This is a genomic window from Flavobacterium sp. UBA7682 (assembly GCF_002482945.1).
In the GTDB taxonomy this organism is placed as follows: domain Bacteria; phylum Bacteroidota; class Bacteroidia; order Flavobacteriales; family Flavobacteriaceae; genus Flavobacterium.
This window is the reverse complement of the sequence record NZ_DLGY01000050.1, coordinates 25056-44682: the sequence shown is the minus strand read 5'-3', so window position 1 is coordinate 44682 and position 19627 is coordinate 25056. Positions and strand designations below refer to the sequence as shown.

Here is a 19627-nt window from a genome sequence, read left to right as displayed (position 1 = left end):
TTTGTGTGAGCTTTTCATTCTTAAGTGACCTCGACTGGATTCAAACCAGTAACCTTCTGAGCCGTAATCAGATGCGCTATTCAGTTGCGCCACGAGGCCTTTTTGTGGGTGCAAATATAGTTATATTTGATAAACTTGCAAATCAAATTTGATTTAAAACCTAAAAAAAACGAGTAAACATTAAACTTGTACCGTCTTCCACTTCCCTTTCTTGAAATAATAAAAAGCCAACAAAGCCAAAACCGTTTCAGCCGATGGAATCGCTATAAAAGCACCAAGCGGACCAAAATCTAGATAAACCGCAAGAAACCAAGCCAATGGAATTTGAATCATCCAAAAACAAACGATGTTAATCCAAGTTGGTGTTTTGGTATCGCCTGCTCCATTCAGCGCTTGTATCATCACCATTCCGATACCGTAAAAAACATAACCCAATCCGATGATTCGTAGCGCCTGACTGCCATAAGCCAAAATTACTTTGTCCTCGGTATAAAAACTAATGATGAATTCTGAGAAGCAAACAAAGATTAAAGTCACGAAACTCATAAAAATAATATTGTATTTGGTCGTTAGCAATACGCTTTGTTGTGCACGTTCCGGTTGCTTCGCACCTAAATTCTGTCCCACTAAAGTCGCAGCCGCGTTACTCAATCCCCAAGCCGGTAAAATAAAGAATACCACATTTCTAATCGCAATCTGATAACCGGCACTTGCATCCGTACTTCCGGTTACAGAAACAATATACGTCAGCACAATCCAACTGCCGCTTTGGATAAAAAACTGAAACATGGCCGGTGTTGATATATTCAGCAAGGATTTGACAATCTCTAAATTAGGTTTAAAATAAGTCTTGTATATTTTAATCGATCTACTTTTAAGAAACAAATGATAACATTGATACAAAACACCCGTCGTTCTTCCTATAGCGGTTGCAATCGCTGCGCCTGTTAAACCCAATTCAGGAAACGGTCCGTAACCGTAAATTAATAGCGGACACAAAATAATATTAATAATACTCGCCAACCAAAGACTTCGCATCGCCATCGCAGCATCACCGGCGCCACGGAATATTCCATTAATCAAAAACAATAAAATAATTGCCGGACTGCTCGCAAAAATGATTTGGGCAAAAGTGGTTCCTTCCTTTATTACTTCAGGTTTTGCACCCATTAAAGCCAAAATATCAGCCGCAAAAGTAACGCCCAAAATAGCCACCAAAATAGCTACTATCAAAGAAACCGTAATGGCTTGCGCTCCTGATTTGGAAGCTTCAATTAAATCTTTTTCGCCAACACGTCGAGCTACAATCGCTGTTGCACCGACGCTCAAGCCAATTCCGAGTGTGTAAACCAAAGAAATCACAGCTTCGGTTAAGCCAACTGTCGCCACAGCAATATCAGCATTAGGCAAATGCCCCACAAAATAAATGTCCACTACGGCAAAAACCGATTCCAGACTTAATTCCAAAATCATTGGAATGGACAATAAAAGAATGGCTGTTTTTACATTGCCTTGCGTATAATCGTGTTCTTCTCCCTTAAGCGATTGCTTAATTAGCCGAAAAAGTGTGGTGATTTTGTTTGGTTTGGATGACATTTGAAAATAATTATTGATTTCAAAAATAGCTATTTTAGGAAATGCAAACACAATTTACAAAATTACTTTTCCAAAATATAATATTTTTCGATTACCTTTTTGATGGAAATAAACCCAATTTTATTCAAATCGATTTCGCTTCTTTTAATCCAAATCAGGTCTTGAATTTCATCTTTGGCAGTAATTTCCATCTCTTCTGAATCCAATGAACATTCATAAAAAATATCCATGGTTCGGTAAGCTACCTTTTTATACAAATAATTATTGGGTGAAGTTGTAACATATTTTAATTCCGTCGTAGAAATATACAAACCAATTTCTTCTCTGATTTCTCTACAAGCTGCTTCCTCAGCCGTTTCTCCGGGATCAATAAATCCACCGGGTAAATCGAGTTTGCCTTTGTCGGGATCAACATTTCTTACGGTAAACAAAACTTTGTCTTCATAAGTAAAAACAATCGCAACCGCTGCTGCTATGTTGTGATACAATACAAAATCACAAGTATGGCAGTTGAATTTGAAGTTGTTTTGATAAGTAAAGCTTTGACTGGAGCAATTCGGACAGTAGTTGAAAAAATTAATTTCGTTTGTCATATTAACACTCTGATTAGAAAGGATTGATAGCGTTATAGAACACAGATTTCACAGATTATAATAAATATTGGACGAACTGATTTGTGCTAATTTGTGAAATCTGTGTTTAATTACAATTTTCCAAAAACGGTATTTTCTTGTTCTGTTACTCTGATGAATGTAGTTCTTTTGGTCAATTCTTTCAATTTTGAAGCGCCAACATAAGTACAAGTACTGCGAATGCCACCCAAAATATCATGCAAAGTATCAATCACATCACCTTTGAACGGAACTTGCACCGTTTTGCCTTCACTTGCACGGTATTCGGCAACGCCACCAACGTGTTTTTTCATTGCAGTTTCTGAACTCATACCATAAAATTGTTTGAACTTTTCACCATTGATTTCAATGAGTTTTCCACCACTTTCAGTATGTCCGGCCAACATTCCGCCGAGCATTACAAAATCGGAACCTGCGCCAAAAGCTTTCGCCACATCGCCCGGAATCGCACAACCACCATCGCTGATGATATGTCCGCCTAAACCGTGAGCCGCATCGGCACATTCAATAATAGCAGACAATTGCGGATAACCAACACCGGTTTTGACTCTGGTCGTACAAACCGAACCCGGGCCAATTCCTACTTTGATAATATCAGCACCTTCTAATAACAATTCTTCCACCATTTCACCTGTGACAACATTTCCGGCGATAATCACTTTATCCGGGAATTGTTTTCGCGCTTGACGCAAGAATTCCACAAAATGTTCTGAATAACCATTGGCTACATCAATACAAAGGAATTTTAATTGTGGATTTTGAGTGAATATTTCGTTTATCTTTTTGAAATCGCTTTTACCGGTTCCGGTACTAACGGCAATATAATCTGCAATTTCGCTGGGTGCAGTTTTCATAAAATCATTCCATTGTGCTACTGTATAATGTTTGTGTATCGCCGTAAACAATTTTTCTTTGGCTAAAGCCAATGCCATTTCGAAGGTGCCAACTGTATCCATATTGGCAGCCATAATTGGAACACCTGTCCATAAATGCGTACTATGCAAAAACTTAAATTCTCTTTCCAAAGACACTTGCGCTCTACTGTTTAAAGTCGAACGTTTTGGTCGTATCATTACATCTTTAAAGCCCAGTTTCAGGTCGGTTTCAATTCTCATAAGTCAAAAATTTCATTACAATCAAATGTATTGCTTTTCCACCTTTGGTAATTGAAAAAAAAAGTTTTTTACCGTTAAAATTTATCAACAATTGTTAGCAAGGCATTGCGATTTATTTTAGTAGTTTTACGCATCAATAAATCACTTATGCATTCAGATTATATCGCAGACCAAGAATTCAGAGACGAAGTTTTTAATGACGTTAATACCAAATTCAAGGAGTTTGAAAACTGTACGTTTTACAACATCGATTTCACCGATTGTACTTTTCAAACTGTGACTTTTGTGGATTGTAATTTTTTTGACTGTAATTTTAAAGACACCAAAATCAACTATGTTTCTCTGCGCGGGGTTTGGTTTACCAAATGTAATTTCACCAACGTCAATTTTGCCATGACCGACCAAGTGATTTTTGAGTTTCACTTCAAAGATTGTTTGTTGGATTATGCCCAATTTTATGCATTAAAGATGAAAAAAATGCAATTCATCAACTGCAGTATGATTGCAGTCGATTTTATGGCGAGTGATTTAACCGAAGTTTTATTTGACAATTGCAACTTACGACGAGCTGTTTTTATTGACACTATCGCCAACAAAGCCGATTTTTCAACAAGCTACGATTATGCTTTTGACCCGGAAAAGAATAAAATCAAGAAAGCGGTTTTTTCCACTGATGGATTGAAAGGATTGTTGCAGAAATACGATATAATAGTTAAATAATCTTTCCGTCTTCCATCGTGATTGTCCGTTGAGTTCGGCTTGCAAAATCATTGTCATGAGTTACGACTAATAAAGTTTGGTTGTGATCTTTAGTCAAATGATTGAAAATATCAAAAACGATATCGCTGTTTTTCTTGTCGAGATTTCCCGTAGGTTCATCACCCATAATGATTAAGGGATTGTTGATTAAGGCTCGGGCAATAGCCACACGTTGTTTTTGTCCACCGCTTAATTGGTTGGGCATTTTTAAAGCTTGCTCGTGCATGTCCAATGTTTTCAGATGTTCCATAGCATTGTGCTCAATTTCTTCTTCGGAAAATTTATTGAGTTTCATTCCGGGCAACATCACATTCTTCAGGACATTATATTCCGAAAGCAAATAGTGAAACTGAAACACAAAGCCAATTTTTTCATTCCTGAGTTGAGCCAATGATTTATCTGATTTACCCGTAATCAATTCTTCATTGATAAACAATTGCCCTTCATAATCAGTATCCATAGTAGAAAGTAAATACAGTAAAGTCGATTTTCCACAGCCCGATTTCCCAACAATTGAAACAAATTCTCCGTGATTGATGCTCATGTCGATTGCTTTCAACACCTGAAATTGAATCGGGTCGTAAAAGTATTTGGTCAAGCCTTTAGTTTCGAGTACTTTATTGCTCATCTTACATTTGTATAAATTTTAGCCACAAATATTATTTTAAACTTGTGCTTTCGTGGCTATAATCATTTTCCTCTAATAATTTCCACCGGATCAATTTTACTGGCTTTCAGCGCCGGAAACAAACCGGCAATAAAAGTGGTGACCAAAGCAAATGCAATTCCTATGATATAAAACATTGGATTATAATTAATTGGATAAGTAGAAATGGTTGGAAGTGCCGCTGTGTTGAACGGAATATTGTCAATATTTTTAGTAAACCCAAAACCAAAAATCAGTCCGAAAACGCCACCGGTTAAACCAATAATCATCGAAAGCGAAATAAAAATCCATTTGACATCATTACCGGAAAACCCTGTTGCTTTCAGAATCGCAATACTGTCCATTTTCTCAAAAATCATCATGTTCAAGATATTGTAGATTCCAAATCCAGCGACAATCAGTAATACTATTCCAACGGCATAAGATATAATACTTCTAATGGAACTTCCCGTTTCAAACTGTGAATTGGCCGTTTGGTAGTCAATAGCATCTAGATCAAATTTATTATGGAATTCCATTGCTACTGTAGGCGCGGAAGTAATATCGTGTAATTTTATTTGTATGTCTGTGATATAGTTAGTGGCTTCTCCTAATAATTTTTGGGCTGTTGCCAAAGAAGTATAACTACTAACATCATCTATTTCAGCAATTCCTATTTGGGATATACCTACAATTTTTAACGATGCTAGATTTCCTTTGGCAGTAGTGATTTTTATGATATCGCCCTGAACCAAGAGCATTTTGTCGGCTAATCCTTTACCAATAATTATACTGTTGTTTTGATCTAAATCGGCTATTGTTCCTTCAATAATATAATCGCTGAGTGTGAATAATTTTTCTTCTGCAAGAACATCAATTCCGTTAATTACGCCTGATATTTCTATAGTACCCGAATTAAAAAAAACAGGTGTAGTTATTTTTGGCGCTACATCAATAATGCGATGGTCTTGTTTTAAATAATGAATAATAGCTTTGCTATTGTATATTGATTTTCCCCTGTCTTTTGGCTTTATGGAAGAAATGAAATTAATGTCATTTTTATATTTTTCAGATAACATTATCGGTTGATTTTCAGAAGGTTTAATCTCGTTATATAAACGAACATGTGGCGTTCTATTGAGCATCAATCCGTCTAGTAAATCATTCAAACCATTCATAAAACTCACAAGAGAAATGAACATGGCTATCCCAAAAGTTACTCCTACAGCGGCGACAATCGTTTGTTTAAGTCTTGCTCGAAGTAAGTGAAATGCAATATTTAAAATGAGTTTAAAATTCACTACTTAGGTTTATAGATGGTTTCTGTTGGTGTTAATCCGTCCAAAATTTCCACCTTCTGATAATCGCTCAATCCAATTTTTACTTTGCGTTTTTCATCACCATTGACCAATACGTATTCATTATCTACCAAATAACTTTTGGGAATGGTTAAAGCCTCTTGTTTGGTCTGAATAATAATATTGGCTTCTGCCGTAAGATTAGGATACAATTTTACCGGTGGATCAGTAAAATGGGCTTCTATTTTAAAGGTTCGAGAACGCTCGTCCATAATCGGATAAATTTTATCAACTATAGCTTCAAAAGCTTTGCCTTTGTAACTGTCCATGGTTACGGCTAATTTTTGTCCCAATTTTACACGAACCATGTCATTCTCATCAACATCCAATTCGAGTAAGTAGGTGTTTTTTTCTCCAATTATAGCCAACGGTGTTTGCGGATTAATCAAAGTACCTTCTTTTACCAAAACATCAAATAATTCTCCAGTTATGGCACTCTTTACAATAAAGTCGCTTTGAGATTTTTCATTGATTTTAAGATTGATATTATTTCTGCTTTGCTCATTTTTTAATTGAGATTTTAGTTGAGATAATTGCTTTACGGCGGCTTCATAATTGGATTTTGAGTTTTTATAAGCCAATTCTACACGCTCATAATCCACTTCCGATATGACATTGTATTGCTTGATATTTTTATTTCGGTTGTAGATAGACAAATCTAAAGCGAGTTTGTCTTTGGCAGCTTGAACTTTGGTTTCCATTTCAGCAATTTTATCCTGAATGTAACGGTTGTTTTCATTACTCAATTGGTAAGCCAATCGGGCATTCTCCGTATTCAATGCGGCTTTATCGCTTTCAATTTGAAACAAAGATTGCCCTTTTCCAATGGTTTGTCCGGCCGTAACATTGATTTTTTGCAACACACCACTAACAGTTGAATAAACTGTATATTGATTTTCAGACTTTACAACTCCGGATGAATAAACGCTTTCGGTTATGTTGCCTTTTGTCGGCTGAATTTGACCATCGTCCTTTTTGGAACATGAAACAAATATGAAGAAAGAAGATAAACAGAGAACTTTCAGCAATTTCATTAAATTTTGGTATTTGTGAATTTTGTCTTTCAAATTTACAACAATTGACTCGTTCAAAGCCTAACATTTATCATAAAAAAACCTCCAAAAGCGAACTCTTGAAGGTTTGATTTTATCAATATTTGAAGTGATTAATAAACAAAAATCGCTCTTTCACTCATCATGTCATTTACTTCATCTCCGATTTCGGCCAATAATTCTTCATTGGTCGAATTCATCAACACTCTATCGATTAAATCCACTATGGTTTCCATATCGTTTTCTACTAAACCACGAGTTGTAATCGCTGGTGTTCCAACGCGAATTCCCGAAGTCACAAAAGGTGATTTATCATCAAATGGGACCATGTTCTTATTCACGGTGATTTCGGCTTTACCTAAAGCAATTTCGGCATCTTTTCCTGAAATATTTTTGTTTCTTAAGTCAATCAGCATCATGTGATTGTCTGTTCCGCCTGAGATTAAGTGGTAACCTCTTTTAACGAATGCTTCCGCCATCGCTTTGGCATTTTTCTGTACTTGCATCGCATAAGCGAAGAACTCATCTGATAGAGCTTCACCAAAAGCTACAGCTTTCGCCGCAATAATATGTTCCAATGGACCGCCTTGATTTCCAGGAAAAACCGACATATCTAAAACGTGTGACATCATTCTGACTTCACCTTTTGGCGTAGTTAAACCCCATGGATTTGGAAAATCTTTCCCCATCATAATCATTCCGCCTCTTGGTCCGCGCAATGTTTTGTGAGTGGTTGTGGTAACTATATGACAATGTGGAATTGGGTCATTCATTAATCCTTTGGCAATTAAACCGGCTGGATGTGAAATATCGGCTAATAATAAAGCGCCAACGCTATCCGCAATTTCTCTGAAACGTTTGAAATCCATATCACGAGAATACGCAGAAGCTCCTGCAATAATCATTTTTGGTTGCTCTTTGGTCGCAATTTCTTGGATTTTGTCATAATTCAACATTCCGGTTTCTTGTTCAACACCATAAAAACTTGGCGAGTACAATTTTCCTGAAAAATTCACAGGAGAACCATGTGTTAAGTGTCCACCGTGAGACAAATCGAATCCTAAGATTTTATCTCCCGGTTTTAAACAAGCTGCAAAAACAGCGGTATTGGCTTGTGAACCAGAGTGTGGTTGTACGTTTACATAGTCGGCACCAAATAAAGCTTTTGCTCTATCGATGGCGATTTGTTCAATCACATCTACTACTTCGCAGCCACCGTAATATCTTTTACCTGGATAGCCTTCAGCATACTTATTTGTCAATACAGAACCTGCTGCTTCCATTACCTGATCACTCACAAAGTTCTCAGAGGCAATAAGTTCAATTCCGTGAATTTGTCTTTCTTGTTCTTCAAGAATTAAGTCAAAAATTTGTTCGTCGCGTTGCATTTGAAATTATTTCGTTAAATTGAGGTCAAAATTACAAAAATCGTTTGTTAAATTAATAGTTAATGATATATTTGATTGCTAATTTTTCAACAACTAAATCAACACAATCATGCCCATTACTACTAACAATCCCATCCGCAAATCTTGGCTTACAGTCCCTGAAAACAGTGACTTCCCAATTCAAAACATTCCTTTTGGTGTATTCTTAACGAAAGAAGATGTTATCACTATTGGAACCAGAATTGGTGATTATGCTATCGATTTGGGTGCTTTACAACAACTTAATTATTTTGAAGGCATCGATTTGACTGATGATATGTTTATGCAAGACACGCTAAACGATTTTATTTCCGACGGCAAAAAAACATGGCGTTTGGTTAGAAACCGAATTGGCGATATTTTCGACAGCAATAATCCAAAACTAAGAGACAACGAAGAACACAAAGAAATCGTAATTTTCAAAATGGAAGATGTTGAAATGCAACTTCCGGTTTTAATTGGCGATTACACCGATTTTTATTCCAGTAAAGAACACGCTACTAACGTTGGCAAAATGTTCCGTGATCCTGCAAATGCTTTATTGCCCAACTGGCTGCATATTCCGGTTGGTTATCATGGAAGAAGTTCTACGATTATTCCATCTGGAATTCCGATTCACAGACCAATGGGACAGACTTTGCCTAATGGTGAAACTTCACCTGTTTTTGGTCCGTCACGATTAGTAGATTTCGAATTAGAAACCGCTTTTATCACGACCGATGCCAATATCATGGGAGAAAATATCCCGGTGACAGAAGCTGAAGATTATATTTTCGGAATGGTTTTGCTCAACGATTGGAGTGCACGTGATATTCAAAAATGGGAATATGTGCCACTAGGACCATTCCTAGCCAAAAACTTTGCCTCGTCAATTTCACCTTGGATTGTAACTATGGATGCTTTGGAACCATTCAGATGTAAAGGACCAAATCAAGAACCAATGCCGCTTCCCTATTTGCAACAAAAAGGAAAAAATGCGTTCGATATTAATTTGGAAGTTTATATTGAACCTGAAAATGTAGAACCAAGTTTGGTTTCTAAATCCAATTTCAAGTATATGTATTGGTCCATGTCACAGCAATTGGCACATCACACGTCTAACGGTTGTCGCGTAAATTCAGGTGATATGATGGGTTCTGGAACAATTTCGGGTCCAACACCGGATAGTTTTGGCTCTATGCTCGAATTAACTTGGGGCGGAAAAAATCCTATCATAATGAATGACGGTACCGAACGTAAATTTATCAACGATAATGATACCGTGACTATGAAAGGGTATTGCCAAAACAGTACGATTCGAATTGGTTTTGGTGAAGTTTCTACAAAACTATTACCGCCATTCGTTAGAAAATAATCCTTCGACATCCCGATAGTTATCGGGACAGGATGACAAACACCCGAGGCGCAGCCGACTCGAAGCTTTAGCTGAACTGGCGAAGCAATTGTATGGAGCGTAGCGGAATAAAACACAAACAACAATACAATTTAATCTAAAATGAAAAACACTGCTTTATCACACATTCATGAAAATTTAGGAGCCAAAATGGTACCATTTGCGGGTTACAACATGCCCGTACAATATGAAGGTGTAAATGCCGAACATGAAACCGTAAGAAATGGCGTGGGCGTTTTTGACGTTTCACACATGGGTGAGTTTTTGCTTTCAGGAGAAAACGCGCTGGCACTAATTCAAAAAGTAACTTCTAATGACGCTTCGGTTCTCGAAATCGGGCGTGCGCAATATTCTTGTTTGCCTAATAATGACGGCGGAATTGTAGATGATTTAATCGTTTACCGAATGAAAGAAGACCAATATCTATTGGTAGTCAATGCGTCAAATATCGACAAAGACTGGAATTGGATTTCAACTCACAATGATTTAGGTGTTGACATGAGAAATATTTCAGAAGACTATTCATTGTTAGCGATACAAGGACCAAAAGCCGTGGAAGCGATGCAATCCTTGACTTCTATCAACTTATCTGAAATCAAATATTATCATTTTAAAGTAGCTGATTTTGCCGGAGTTTCCGACGTTATTATTTCTGCAACTGGTTATACCGGTTCAGGCGGATTTGAAATTTATTGCAAAAATGCTGATGCGGAAAAAGTTTGGAACAAAGTATTCGAAGCCGGTGCTGCTTTTGGCATCAAGCCAATTGGTTTAGCAGCTCGTGATACTTTGCGTTTGGAAATGGGATTCTGTTTGTACGGAAATGATATCAATGATACGACTTCTCCTTTAGAAGCCGGTTTAGGTTGGATTACCAAATTCACCAAAACTTTTACCAATTCAGAAAACCTTTTAAAACAAAAAGAAGCCGGTGTTACCCGCAAATTAATTGGTTTCGAATTAATAGAAAGAGGTATTCCGCGTCATGACTACGAAATCGTTGATGCTGACGGAAATAATATTGGAATAGTAACTTCGGGAACTATGGCACCATCTTTAGGTAAAGGAATTGGAATGGGTTATGTTAAAACTGAATTTGCAGCGGTTGACAGCGAGATTTATATCCAAATCAGAAACAATAAAGTAAAAGCGAAAGTGGCCAAATTGCCCTTTTACAAAAAATAATTAAGGTGAACCGATTCTTAGTATGCTTAGGACTTTTTCCTCTTTTTCTTTTTGGTCAAAGAGAAAAAAATCCTTGCGAAACCTTATCAAGAATCAATGCACTCATTCAAGAATACCATTATAGCACTAAACCGATAGACGACAGTTTATCGGTTTATGTTTTTAAAACATTTCTAAGTCGGTTAGATGAGGAAAACCGACTATTTATAGAGCCCGAAATCAAAGCACTACAAAAACACGAGCTTACAATTGACGATTATCTCAAAGAAAAAGATTGCAGTTTTTTAGATGATTTCTACACGGCTTATACTAAAACCGTTACACGGTATAAAACATTATTGGAAAGTGTCAAGAATGAACCTTTTCCTTTAAGTAGCACAGAAAAAGTCCAATTCTCCAAAGATGCTTTTCCTTATGCCAAAGACGAAGCAGAATTAAAGCATCTGTACAAAAAAAGAATTTTGTTCAATACGCTTCGTGATGTAGCGGAATTAAGTACCAATAAAGATTCGCTAAAAGCCAACTTTGAAACATTAGCCGCCATCAGTAAAGCGAAGGTTTTAGACAAAAACGAATGCAAAATCAGAAGCTACGAACTCACCAAAGAAGAGTTTAATTCGGCTTTCTTTACCGTTTTTTGCTCCTATTTTGACCCACATACTGATTATTTCTCCCAAAGCGATAAATCGTCTTTTTATTCCACGGTAAGTTCAGACAATTTGACTTTTGGTTTATACATTTCTATGACCGAAAAGGACGAAATGACTGTTGACGAAGTTTTACCGGGAAGTTCGGCCTATTTTACGGAGAAAATTGATAAAGGCGATCAATTATTAAAAGTCAAACACAAAAACGACGAATACGAGATTGCCTGCTCATCAATGAAAAAAATTGATGAAATTATTACGTCAAACGAATACAAAACTGCCGATTTTACTTTTAGAAAAAAAAGTGGCGAAGTGTACAGTGTTCGCTTGAACAAAAAGATAATGAAGGATTACCAAAACAATGTCTTCAGTTTCAAAATAAAGGCAGAAAATGCGACCATTGGCTACATCCGAATTCCGAGTTTCTATGCTACTTTCGAAAACGGAAAATCGAGTGCGAGCAATGATGTTGCCAAAGAAGTGTACAAACTTCAAGAAGACAATATCGACGGTATTATCATCGATGTAGAAAACAATGGCGGCGGTTCAATGGAAGAAGCGATTAAATTGTCGGGATTGTTTATTGATTTCGGACCATTAGCAGTGATGAACAACAATAAAAACAAAAAGGAAATCCTGAAAGACATGCGCCGCGGCACTATTTATGACGGACCAATTGTAGTCATGGTTAACGGATTTTCGGCTTCTGCCAGTGAGTTTTTTGCCAATGCTATGCAAGATTACAATCGCGCGCTATTGGTTGGCAATCGTACTTTAGGAAAAGCTTCTATGCAAAGAATATTTCCTTTAGATGATGACAATCAAGAGTTTTTAAAATTGACCTTGGAAAAATTTTATCGCATTACCGGGAAAAGCAATCAATATTCAGGAATCATTCCCGATATTGAAATTCCGTTGTTGTTTGACAAGCAAATGCCACGAGAAGACAGCAATAAAACTGCTTTACCCAATGATGAAATCAGCGTTATCGTCAAGTACAATCGATTGAGTAATGAAATCAAAGACGAACTGATTGCCTTGAGTAAAAAACGCATTGAACAAAGCCAAACCGCTAAAGAAATTGAAGCATTAAACGCCAAAATCAATCCGTTATACGATAATGATTTGCCACCTATTTTGTTGCAATTTGACACCGTTTTTGATGACGTCAACAGCATAAACAAACTTTGGAAAACCATCAAATTGAACGGCGAAAAAGAATTGCCTATAACCGTTGAACAAAATTCCATTGACTTAGAAAACCAACAATTTGATGAGTACTTAAAGAGTTTTAATACTGAAAGAATCAAAGACATCAAACATAACTATCATATTTTGGAAGCCGTAAACATACTAAATGATGTTAAAAACATAAAACCTTAACTTTATGAAAATCAAAATACTATTAGCCATTACATTTTTTATTAGTTTAAATTTAAAAGCACAGGAATTCAAGTCTCCGGTTGACTATTTAAGCTACATCGGCAAAGAGCAAGAGAACATTTCTAAAAGCATGTGGAAATACACTTCTGCCGTTGCCCATTCTAAAAGTGCACGTCGCATTGACAACACCAGAAAACTTTTGGTGAAAAGTATCCAAACCGCCAACAAAAAAGTCAGCGTGCTAAAAGACGGTTACCAAGGCGATGTGGAATACCGAAATCAAGTCATTGAATTTTTAAATATCTCAGAGAAAAACATCAACGAAGAATACGATAAAATCATCAACATGCAAGAAGTCGCTGAGCAATCCTATGACTTGATGGAAGCCTTTATCATGACGCGTGATTTGGTCAATAAAAAAATCGATGCCGAATATGACAAAGTCAGTCTGGCGCAAAAAACATTCGCCGCTAAATACAAAATCAATCTAACTGAAGACGTAAGTGAATTGGGTAAGAAGATGAAAATTTCAGGTGAAGTTTTTGATTACCACACGCAATTGTACCTAATCTTCTTCAAAACCAATATCACCGATTTGTATCTGTCGCAAGCCATTGAAAAAAAAGACCTAGGCGCTATTCAGCAAAACAGCAGCGCTTTGATTCAGTATGCCGAGGAAGGTTTGGAAAAACTAAAAGCTATCAAACCCTATAACGGCGACAACACTATGGTTTTAATCACCAAAAAAGCTTTGGATTATTATAAAAAGGAAGCACAACAATTTTCTCCAAAAGTTGTAGATTTCTTGATGTTCAACGAAAAATTTGATTCTGCCAGAAAATCATTGGAATCCAAATCAGACAAAGACAGAACCAAAGAAGAAATCGAGAATTACAATGGGATGGTCAAACAAATCAACAAGGAAATAGACAATTACAATAAAATCAGCAACTCGAATTTACAAGAGAAAAACACCATAATCAGTAATTGGAATGCTACCGGAGACAATTTCATCTCAGGTCATGTTCCTCAAGGTTAATTTGTAGTTTCTATTGTTTGCAATAACCGAATAAACCGTTATTTTTGCACTCGCATGAGGTCAAGATGACCGAACTGACGAAGTAAAATAAAAACATTCTATCAGAAATGGGAAGAGCATTTGAATTTAGAAAAGGAAGAAAAATGAAGCGTTGGTCAGCGATGGCCAAAGCCTTTACACGTATTGGAAAAGACATCGTCATGGCGGTGAAAGAAGGCGGACCAAACCCGGAAGCCAATTCTCGTTTGAGAGCCGTAATGCAAAACGCAAAGTCGGCGAATATGCCGAAAGAAAACGTAGAACGCGCGATTAAAAAAGCTACCGACAAAGACACGGCCAACTATAAAGAAGTCCTTTTTGAAGGTTATGCACCTCACGGAATCGCTATCTTAATCGAAACCGCTACCGACAATAACAACAGAACAGTGGCGAACGTTAGAAGTTATTTCAACAAATGCAACGGCACTTTGGGAACGCAAGGTTCGGTAGAATTTATGTTCGACCATACTTGTAATTTCAGAATTCCAAACAACAATATCGATATTGAGGAGATGGAATTAGAATTCATCGATTTCGGTGCCGAAGAAATCTTCGCCGATGAAGACGGAATCCTAATCTACGCGCCTTTCGGAAGTTTTGGAGCGATTCAAAAAGAATTGGAAAGCCGTGGTATTGAAATTCTATCATCAGGATTTGAAAGAATTCCGCAAATCACCAAAAAGTTAACCGAAGCCGAAATGGCCGACGTAGAAAAACTAATCGAGAAAATCGAGGAAGATGATGACGTGATGAATGTGTATCATACGATGGAAGAGTAATTAGACTTCTTAGATTTTTAGATTATTAGATAGAAACGCTGGGCTTTGCTTGGCGTTTTTTGTTTTTAGGAGCAGAACGTTTCGGCTTTCTTTTACTACTGTTCCCGCTATCCGCACTACGCGGTAGTTTGCTCCTATCGGGGCTAGAATTAGGAATCTGCAACTGTATTGTGAAAGCAGTTGAGATTATTTGTTATATTTGATTAACCTCTATTTTAAATAACCTGAAACTTTAAATCATCTTTATGAAAGTAAAAAATATTTTATTACTACTATTTGCTATTAACATTGCGTCAGCACAGAAAATCGAAACCATTAAGATTCCAAAAGGAGTTGTTTATAATTATTGTGATAATAAAATAATTGAAAAGACAAAAAAAATGATTACCAGTAATATTGGTAATGGTAATGATTACTCCTTACTACAAAAGACTCTTATTGTTGGTCCTGTATTATGGAGTAGGTTTAAAGATTATAAAAAAATACAAGGGATTGAAAAAGGCAAAGTATCCTTTCATGTTGATGATTTGATATTAGAAGGCAAAATGAGTCAGAATCTCGATGATTCAAAAATAATCTGGGATGAATTTAGGAAAGAAGTAACCGGAGATTATATAATTAGAAAAGCTAATGAACAAGAATTAAAATACTATTGGTCTGTCATTTCATTTGATATTGATGAACCGTTATTGATTGTAGAAACAAAAAACCACAACTATATTTTGAATGTTTTAAAAAAGGATTTGAAGCTTATGTGGTTAGATGAAGTACCTCCTGTAAACGAGAAACCAAAAGATTTAGTGGATTCTAAGGTCAAAATGTATCGAGATGGAAAAGAAATAGATTCAATTTCGAAAGGCGTAAAAGAAACTAAACTTGAGAAAATTATTTTATTGAACACAGATGCTGAACTAAAAGAAAACAGTTCTATTGAAGATATCAGTGAAATTATGACTAAAACGAATTCCATTTTTGAAGAGCTCTTCAAAAATTCTGACAAACCAGGAAAAATTATGGTTCAGTTTGAATTAGGAAAAATTGAAAATAAAATAGAATTTGCCGTTAGAGATGAATTAGATTTAGAGATCATGAAAGAATTTGAAAGAAGAATAAATGCTGAAAAATATCCAATCAAAATTCAATTAATTTATAAAGTAAACTCTTTTGATGATACAGAATAAAAAAATACCAAAACTTCTGGTATTAAGTAATCGATAGTATTAACCAAAAACGCCAGCAAATGCTCGGCGTTTTCTATATCTAAAAATCTAACTATCTAATAATCTAACTATCTAATAGTCTAACAATCTATTTAATAAACTCAACCTTCTGCACTTCTTCCGCATTAATGCTGTCAAAGAAACCTTGCTCATTCATCCAGTCGTCGCTGAATACTTTGCTCATATAACGAGAACCGTGATCCGGGAAAATGGCGATAACATTACTGTTTTCGTCAAACTCACCATCAGCGGCATATTGTTTAATCGCTTGCATCACCGCACCCGAAGTGTAGCCGACAAACAATCCTTCTTTTTTAGCAATTTCTCTGGTGGTGTGTGCACTTTCTTCATCGGTCACTTTCATGAAATGATCGATAGCGTCGAAGTCGGTGGCAGTTGGGATTAAGTTTTTCCCTAAACCTTCTATTCTGTATGGGTAAATTTCATTGGCATCAAACTCTTTGGTTTCGTGGTATTTTTTCAATACTGAACCAAATGCATCAACTCCTAAAATTCTAATGTTTGGATTCTGTTCTTTCAAGAACTTTGCCGCTCCTGAAATGGTTCCTCCGGTTCCACTACACGCAATCAAGTGGGTAATTTTTCCGTTGGTTTGTTCCCAAATTTCCGGACCGGTTGATTTGTAGTGCGCATCAATATTCAATTGGTTAAAATACTGATTGATATAAATTGAACCTTTGGTCTCTTCGTGCAAACGCTTGGCTACATTGTAGTAAGAACGCTCATCATCGGCAGAAACATGCGCCGGACAGACATACACTTTGGCACCTAAAGTGCGCAACATGTCTATTTTATCTTTTGAAGATTTAGAACTCACCGCCAAGATACAGTTGTATCCTTTGATGATGCTGACCATAGCCAAACTGAATCCGGTGTTACCCGAAGTTGTTTCAATAATAGTATCACCAGGCGTTAAAATGCCTTGTTTTTCTGCTTCTTCAATAATATATAATGCAATCCTGTCTTTGGTGGAGTGACCAGGGTTGAAAGCTTCAACCTTAGCATAAAAATTTCCCTGTAAAGATTCTGTAATTTTATTAAGTCTAATAAGAGGCGTATTCCCTATTAAACTTAACACATTATCGTGAGCTTTTATATTTTCTTTCATAAAATAAATTAGTCAAGGCGTATTTATGAAGCCGTTTTACACACTTCTAAACGTTGCAAATTTAATAAAATATTTTTAACTATCTTTTTATTCCTTCTAAATCTAACAAAAAACTGTATTCTTTGGCGATTTCCTTAATGGCTTCAAACCTTCCCGAAGCACCTCCATGACCTGCTTCCATGTTGGTATCCAAATACAATTGGTTATTATCTGTTTTCATAACTCTTAATTTGGCCACCCATTTCGCTGGTTCCCAATATTGTACCTGAGAATCGTGCAATCCTGTCGATACATACATATTCGGATAATCTTGCGCCACTACATTATCATAAGGCGAATACGAAAGCATATAATTATAATATTTCTTCACATTCGGATTGCCCCATTCGTCATATTCGCCTGTCGTTAATGGGATTGTATCGTCTAACATCGTCGTTATTACGTCCACAAACGGTACTTGGGCAATGACTCCGTGGTACAAAGATGGTGCCATGTTGACTATTGCGCCTATCAAAAGTCCGCCGGCAGAACCGCCTTCCGCATATAAATGTTTCGTGGATGTATACTTAGCGTCAATCAAAAATTGCGAACAATCAATGAAATCGGTAAATGTATTTTTCTTTTTCAACAGCTTTCCGTCTTCATACCATTGTCGGCCTAAATCCTCACCACCGCGAATGTGTGCAATGGCAAAAATAAATCCTCTGTCCAATAACGTCAATCGCACTGAAGAGAAATAACAATCCATCGTAGCGCCATACGAACCGTAAGCATACAAAAGCGTTGGATTGTTCCCATCTTTCTTAATGCCTTTACGATAAACCATAGAAATCGGTACTTGCGTTCCGTCTTTGGCTTTCGCCCAAAGTCTTTCTTCGGTATAATTGTTTTTATCGAATTGTCCACCCAAAACTTCGTGTTCTTTCAACAAGGTTTTGGTTTTGGTTTTCATATTAAAATCAAACACCGATGATGGTGTTGCCAGCGATTGAAAGCTAAAGCGAAGGATTTCGGTATCAAAATCGAGATTGGTTGTCGTATACGCCGTATATGTTTCACTGTCGAAAGGCAAATAGTATTCTCCTACTCCATTCCATGGCATGATTCGAATTTGATTCAAACCATTAGCGCGTTCGGCAACGACTAAGTAATCTTTGAAAATATCAATATCTTCCAATAATACATCCTCGCGATGCGCAATCACATCTACCCAATTTTCCTTGGTGGTATTGTTTTCGGATGTTTTCATCAACTTAAAGTTGGTGGCCTTGTCTTTATTGGTTACGATATAAAAATGGTCTCCAAAATGCGACATCGAATATTCTAACCCGCGAGTTCGTTTCTGAAAAATCGTAAATTTAGCATCCGGCGTAGCCGATAAAACAGTTCGGTATTCTGTCGTTAGCGTACTGTTAGAATTGATGATAATGTATTTCTTCGATTTTGATTTGTAAACCGAAACATCAAAAGTTTCATCTTTTTCGAAATAAACCAACTTGTCTTTATCAGAAGTGGTTCCGATTTTGTGCTTGTAAATTTTATCCGAACGCAGCGTTTGCTCGTCTTTTCGAGTATAAAATAAAGTTTTGTTATCACTCGCCCAAGTGGCGCCACCGGTAGTGTTTTCAATCTTTACGGGAAGTATTTCTCCGGTTTGAAGGTTTTTGATTTGAATGTTATATTGTCTTCTCGAAACGGTATCGGTTCCAAAACTAGCCCAAACATTGTCTTCGCTAATACTCAATCCGGCTAAGTTGAAATAAGTAAAGCCTTTTGCCATTTCATTGCAATCGAACATGATTTCTTCTTGGGCTTCCAAATTCCCTTTTTTGCGAGAATGAATCGGATAATCTTTGCCTTTTTCAAAACGCGTGATATAGTAATAACCATTATAGAAATAAGGCACCGATTCGTCGTCTTCCTTAATTCGGGCTTTCATTTCTTCGAATAAAGCCGCCTGAAAATCTTTGGTATGTGCAGTCGATTGTTGATAATACTCGTTTTCTTGATTAAGATAATCAATCACTTCCGGGTTTTCCCTTTGGTTTAACCAATAATAATTATCGGTACGAACATGTCCGTGTTTTTCCAACGCATGTGGAACAATAGTAGCTTTTGGCGGTAATAGTGGTGTTTTGGGCATCGATATAATTTTATCAACTACAAAAATAACCATTCTACACGCGTAGATTTTAGTTTTTAAAGGAAGTTATAAACTTAAGAATTAA

General features: G+C 36.6%; 16 protein-coding genes and 1 tRNA gene. 7 read left to right on the top strand and 10 right to left on the bottom strand.

Features of this window, described 5'->3' with window-relative positions; genetic code table 11:
* Nucleotides 1–25 precede the first annotated feature (25 nt).
* The 4 genes from B3C16_RS15550 to B3C16_RS15535 all read right to left on the bottom strand — a co-directional run bounded on the left by B3C16_RS15550 (nucleotide 26) and on the right by B3C16_RS15535 (nucleotide 3343).
* A tRNA-Arg gene (locus tag B3C16_RS15550) sits at nucleotides 26–99 on the bottom strand.
* A gap of 81 nt (nucleotides 100–180) precedes the next feature.
* Nucleotides 181–1596: an MATE family efflux transporter gene (locus B3C16_RS15545; protein ID WP_121315045.1), complete on the bottom strand. Its 1416-nt coding sequence runs from the start codon at nucleotides 1594–1596 to the stop codon at nucleotides 181–183.
* Between the two features lie 62 nt (nucleotides 1597–1658).
* On the bottom strand, nucleotides 1659–2189 hold the full coding sequence (locus B3C16_RS15540) for an NUDIX hydrolase (RefSeq protein WP_121313674.1): 531 nt from the start codon (nucleotides 2187–2189) through the stop codon (nucleotides 1659–1661).
* Between the two features lie 110 nt (nucleotides 2190–2299).
* Nucleotides 2300–3343: a GMP reductase gene (locus tag B3C16_RS15535; RefSeq protein ID WP_291133166.1), complete on the bottom strand. Its 1044-nt coding sequence runs from the start codon at nucleotides 3341–3343 to the stop codon at nucleotides 2300–2302.
* A gap of 147 nt (nucleotides 3344–3490) precedes the next feature.
* Here B3C16_RS15535 and B3C16_RS15530 point away from each other — a divergent pair, with 147 nt between their 5' ends.
* Entirely contained in the window at nucleotides 3491–4063 is a 573-nt protein-coding gene (locus B3C16_RS15530) for a pentapeptide repeat-containing protein (protein ID WP_291133164.1), read from the top strand.
* On the opposite strand, the gene B3C16_RS15525 is transcribed toward B3C16_RS15530, so the two are convergent.
* The 4 genes from B3C16_RS15525 to glyA form a co-directional block, all read right to left on the bottom strand.
* Nucleotides 4056–4730 (bottom strand): ABC transporter ATP-binding protein, encoded by a 675-nt coding sequence (locus B3C16_RS15525; RefSeq protein ID WP_291133162.1) that lies wholly within the window; start codon nucleotides 4728–4730, stop codon nucleotides 4056–4058. The two genes, B3C16_RS15530 and B3C16_RS15525, sit on opposite strands and share 8 nt — an antisense overlap.
* A gap of 62 nt (nucleotides 4731–4792) precedes the next feature.
* Nucleotides 4793–6049 (bottom strand): ABC transporter permease, encoded by a 1257-nt coding sequence (locus tag B3C16_RS15520; RefSeq protein ID WP_291133160.1) that lies wholly within the window; start codon nucleotides 6047–6049, stop codon nucleotides 4793–4795.
* Entirely contained in the window at nucleotides 6049–7197 is a 1149-nt protein-coding gene (locus B3C16_RS15515; RefSeq protein ID WP_291133158.1) for an efflux RND transporter periplasmic adaptor subunit, read from the bottom strand. The genes B3C16_RS15520 and B3C16_RS15515 overlap by 1 nt, the downstream gene beginning before the upstream one ends.
* Nucleotides 7198–7271: 74 nt before the next feature.
* Nucleotides 7272–8546 (bottom strand): serine hydroxymethyltransferase, encoded by a 1275-nt coding sequence (gene glyA, locus B3C16_RS15510; protein ID WP_121313669.1) that lies wholly within the window; start codon nucleotides 8544–8546, stop codon nucleotides 7272–7274.
* 109 nt (nucleotides 8547–8655) lie between these two features.
* Here glyA and fahA point away from each other — a divergent pair, with 109 nt between their 5' ends.
* The 6 genes from fahA (at nucleotide 8656) to B3C16_RS15480 (ending at nucleotide 16231) form a co-directional block, all read left to right on the top strand.
* A complete protein-coding gene (gene fahA, locus B3C16_RS15505; RefSeq protein ID WP_291133156.1) occupies nucleotides 8656–9939 on the top strand; it encodes a fumarylacetoacetase in 1284 nt (427 codons plus the stop codon).
* A 141-nt stretch (nucleotides 9940–10080) separates the two neighbouring features.
* Nucleotides 10081–11163 carry a glycine cleavage system aminomethyltransferase GcvT gene (gene gcvT, locus B3C16_RS15500; protein ID WP_291133154.1) on the top strand — a complete coding sequence of 361 codons (1083 nt, stop codon included), beginning with the start codon at nucleotides 10081–10083 and terminating at the stop codon, nucleotides 11161–11163.
* A 5-nt stretch (nucleotides 11164–11168) separates the two neighbouring features.
* Complete coding sequence (locus B3C16_RS15495; RefSeq protein ID WP_291133152.1) at nucleotides 11169–13193, top strand: S41 family peptidase; 2025 nt, start codon at nucleotides 11169–11171, stop codon at nucleotides 13191–13193.
* A 4-nt stretch (nucleotides 13194–13197) separates the two neighbouring features.
* Nucleotides 13198–14232: an LIC11966 family surface protein gene (locus B3C16_RS15490; RefSeq protein WP_291133150.1), complete on the top strand. Its 1035-nt coding sequence runs from the start codon at nucleotides 13198–13200 to the stop codon at nucleotides 14230–14232.
* A gap of 107 nt (nucleotides 14233–14339) precedes the next feature.
* Nucleotides 14340–15050 (top strand): YebC/PmpR family DNA-binding transcriptional regulator, encoded by a 711-nt coding sequence (locus B3C16_RS15485; RefSeq protein ID WP_121313664.1) that lies wholly within the window; start codon nucleotides 14340–14342, stop codon nucleotides 15048–15050.
* A gap of 245 nt (nucleotides 15051–15295) precedes the next feature.
* Entirely contained in the window at nucleotides 15296–16231 is a 936-nt protein-coding gene (locus tag B3C16_RS15480) for a hypothetical protein (protein ID WP_291133148.1), read from the top strand.
* A 127-nt stretch (nucleotides 16232–16358) separates the two neighbouring features.
* On the opposite strand, the gene B3C16_RS15475 is transcribed toward B3C16_RS15480, so the two are convergent.
* Together B3C16_RS15475 and B3C16_RS15470 are read right to left on the bottom strand one after the other, a co-directional pair.
* On the bottom strand, nucleotides 16359–17399 hold the full coding sequence (locus tag B3C16_RS15475; protein ID WP_121313661.1) for a PLP-dependent cysteine synthase family protein: 1041 nt from the start codon (nucleotides 17397–17399) through the stop codon (nucleotides 16359–16361).
* Between the two features lie 79 nt (nucleotides 17400–17478).
* Entirely contained in the window at nucleotides 17479–19575 is a 2097-nt protein-coding gene (locus B3C16_RS15470; protein WP_291133145.1) for a S9 family peptidase, read from the bottom strand.
* Between the last annotated feature and the right edge of the window lie 52 nt (nucleotides 19576–19627).

Coding starts and splice junctions, on each gene's coding strand:
- B3C16_RS15545 (WP_121315045.1), bottom strand. CDS start 1,596: ATGTCATCCAAACCAAACAAAATCACCACACTTTTTCGGCTAATTAAG.
- B3C16_RS15540 (WP_121313674.1), bottom strand. CDS start 2,189: ATGACAAACGAAATTAATTTTTTCAACTACTGTCCGAATTGCTCCAGT.
- B3C16_RS15535 (WP_291133166.1), bottom strand. CDS start 3,343: ATGAGAATTGAAACCGACCTGAAACTGGGCTTTAAAGATGTAATGATA.
- B3C16_RS15530 (WP_291133164.1), top strand. CDS start 3,491: ATGCATTCAGATTATATCGCAGACCAAGAATTCAGAGACGAAGTTTTT.
- B3C16_RS15525 (WP_291133162.1), bottom strand. CDS start 4,730: ATGAGCAATAAAGTACTCGAAACTAAAGGCTTGACCAAATACTTTTAC.
- glyA (WP_121313669.1), bottom strand. CDS start 8,546: ATGCAACGCGACGAACAAATTTTTGACTTAATTCTTGAAGAACAAGAA.
- fahA (WP_291133156.1), top strand. CDS start 8,656: ATGCCCATTACTACTAACAATCCCATCCGCAAATCTTGGCTTACAGTC.
- gcvT (WP_291133154.1), top strand. CDS start 10,081: ATGAAAAACACTGCTTTATCACACATTCATGAAAATTTAGGAGCCAAA.
- B3C16_RS15490 (WP_291133150.1), top strand. CDS start 13,198: ATGAAAATCAAAATACTATTAGCCATTACATTTTTTATTAGTTTAAAT.
- B3C16_RS15485 (WP_121313664.1), top strand. CDS start 14,340: ATGGGAAGAGCATTTGAATTTAGAAAAGGAAGAAAAATGAAGCGTTGG.
- B3C16_RS15480 (WP_291133148.1), top strand. CDS start 15,296: ATGAAAGTAAAAAATATTTTATTACTACTATTTGCTATTAACATTGCG.
- B3C16_RS15475 (WP_121313661.1), bottom strand. CDS start 17,399: ATGAAAGAAAATATAAAAGCTCACGATAATGTGTTAAGTTTAATAGGG.
- B3C16_RS15470 (WP_291133145.1), bottom strand. CDS start 19,575: ATGGTTATTTTTGTAGTTGATAAAATTATATCGATGCCCAAAACACCA.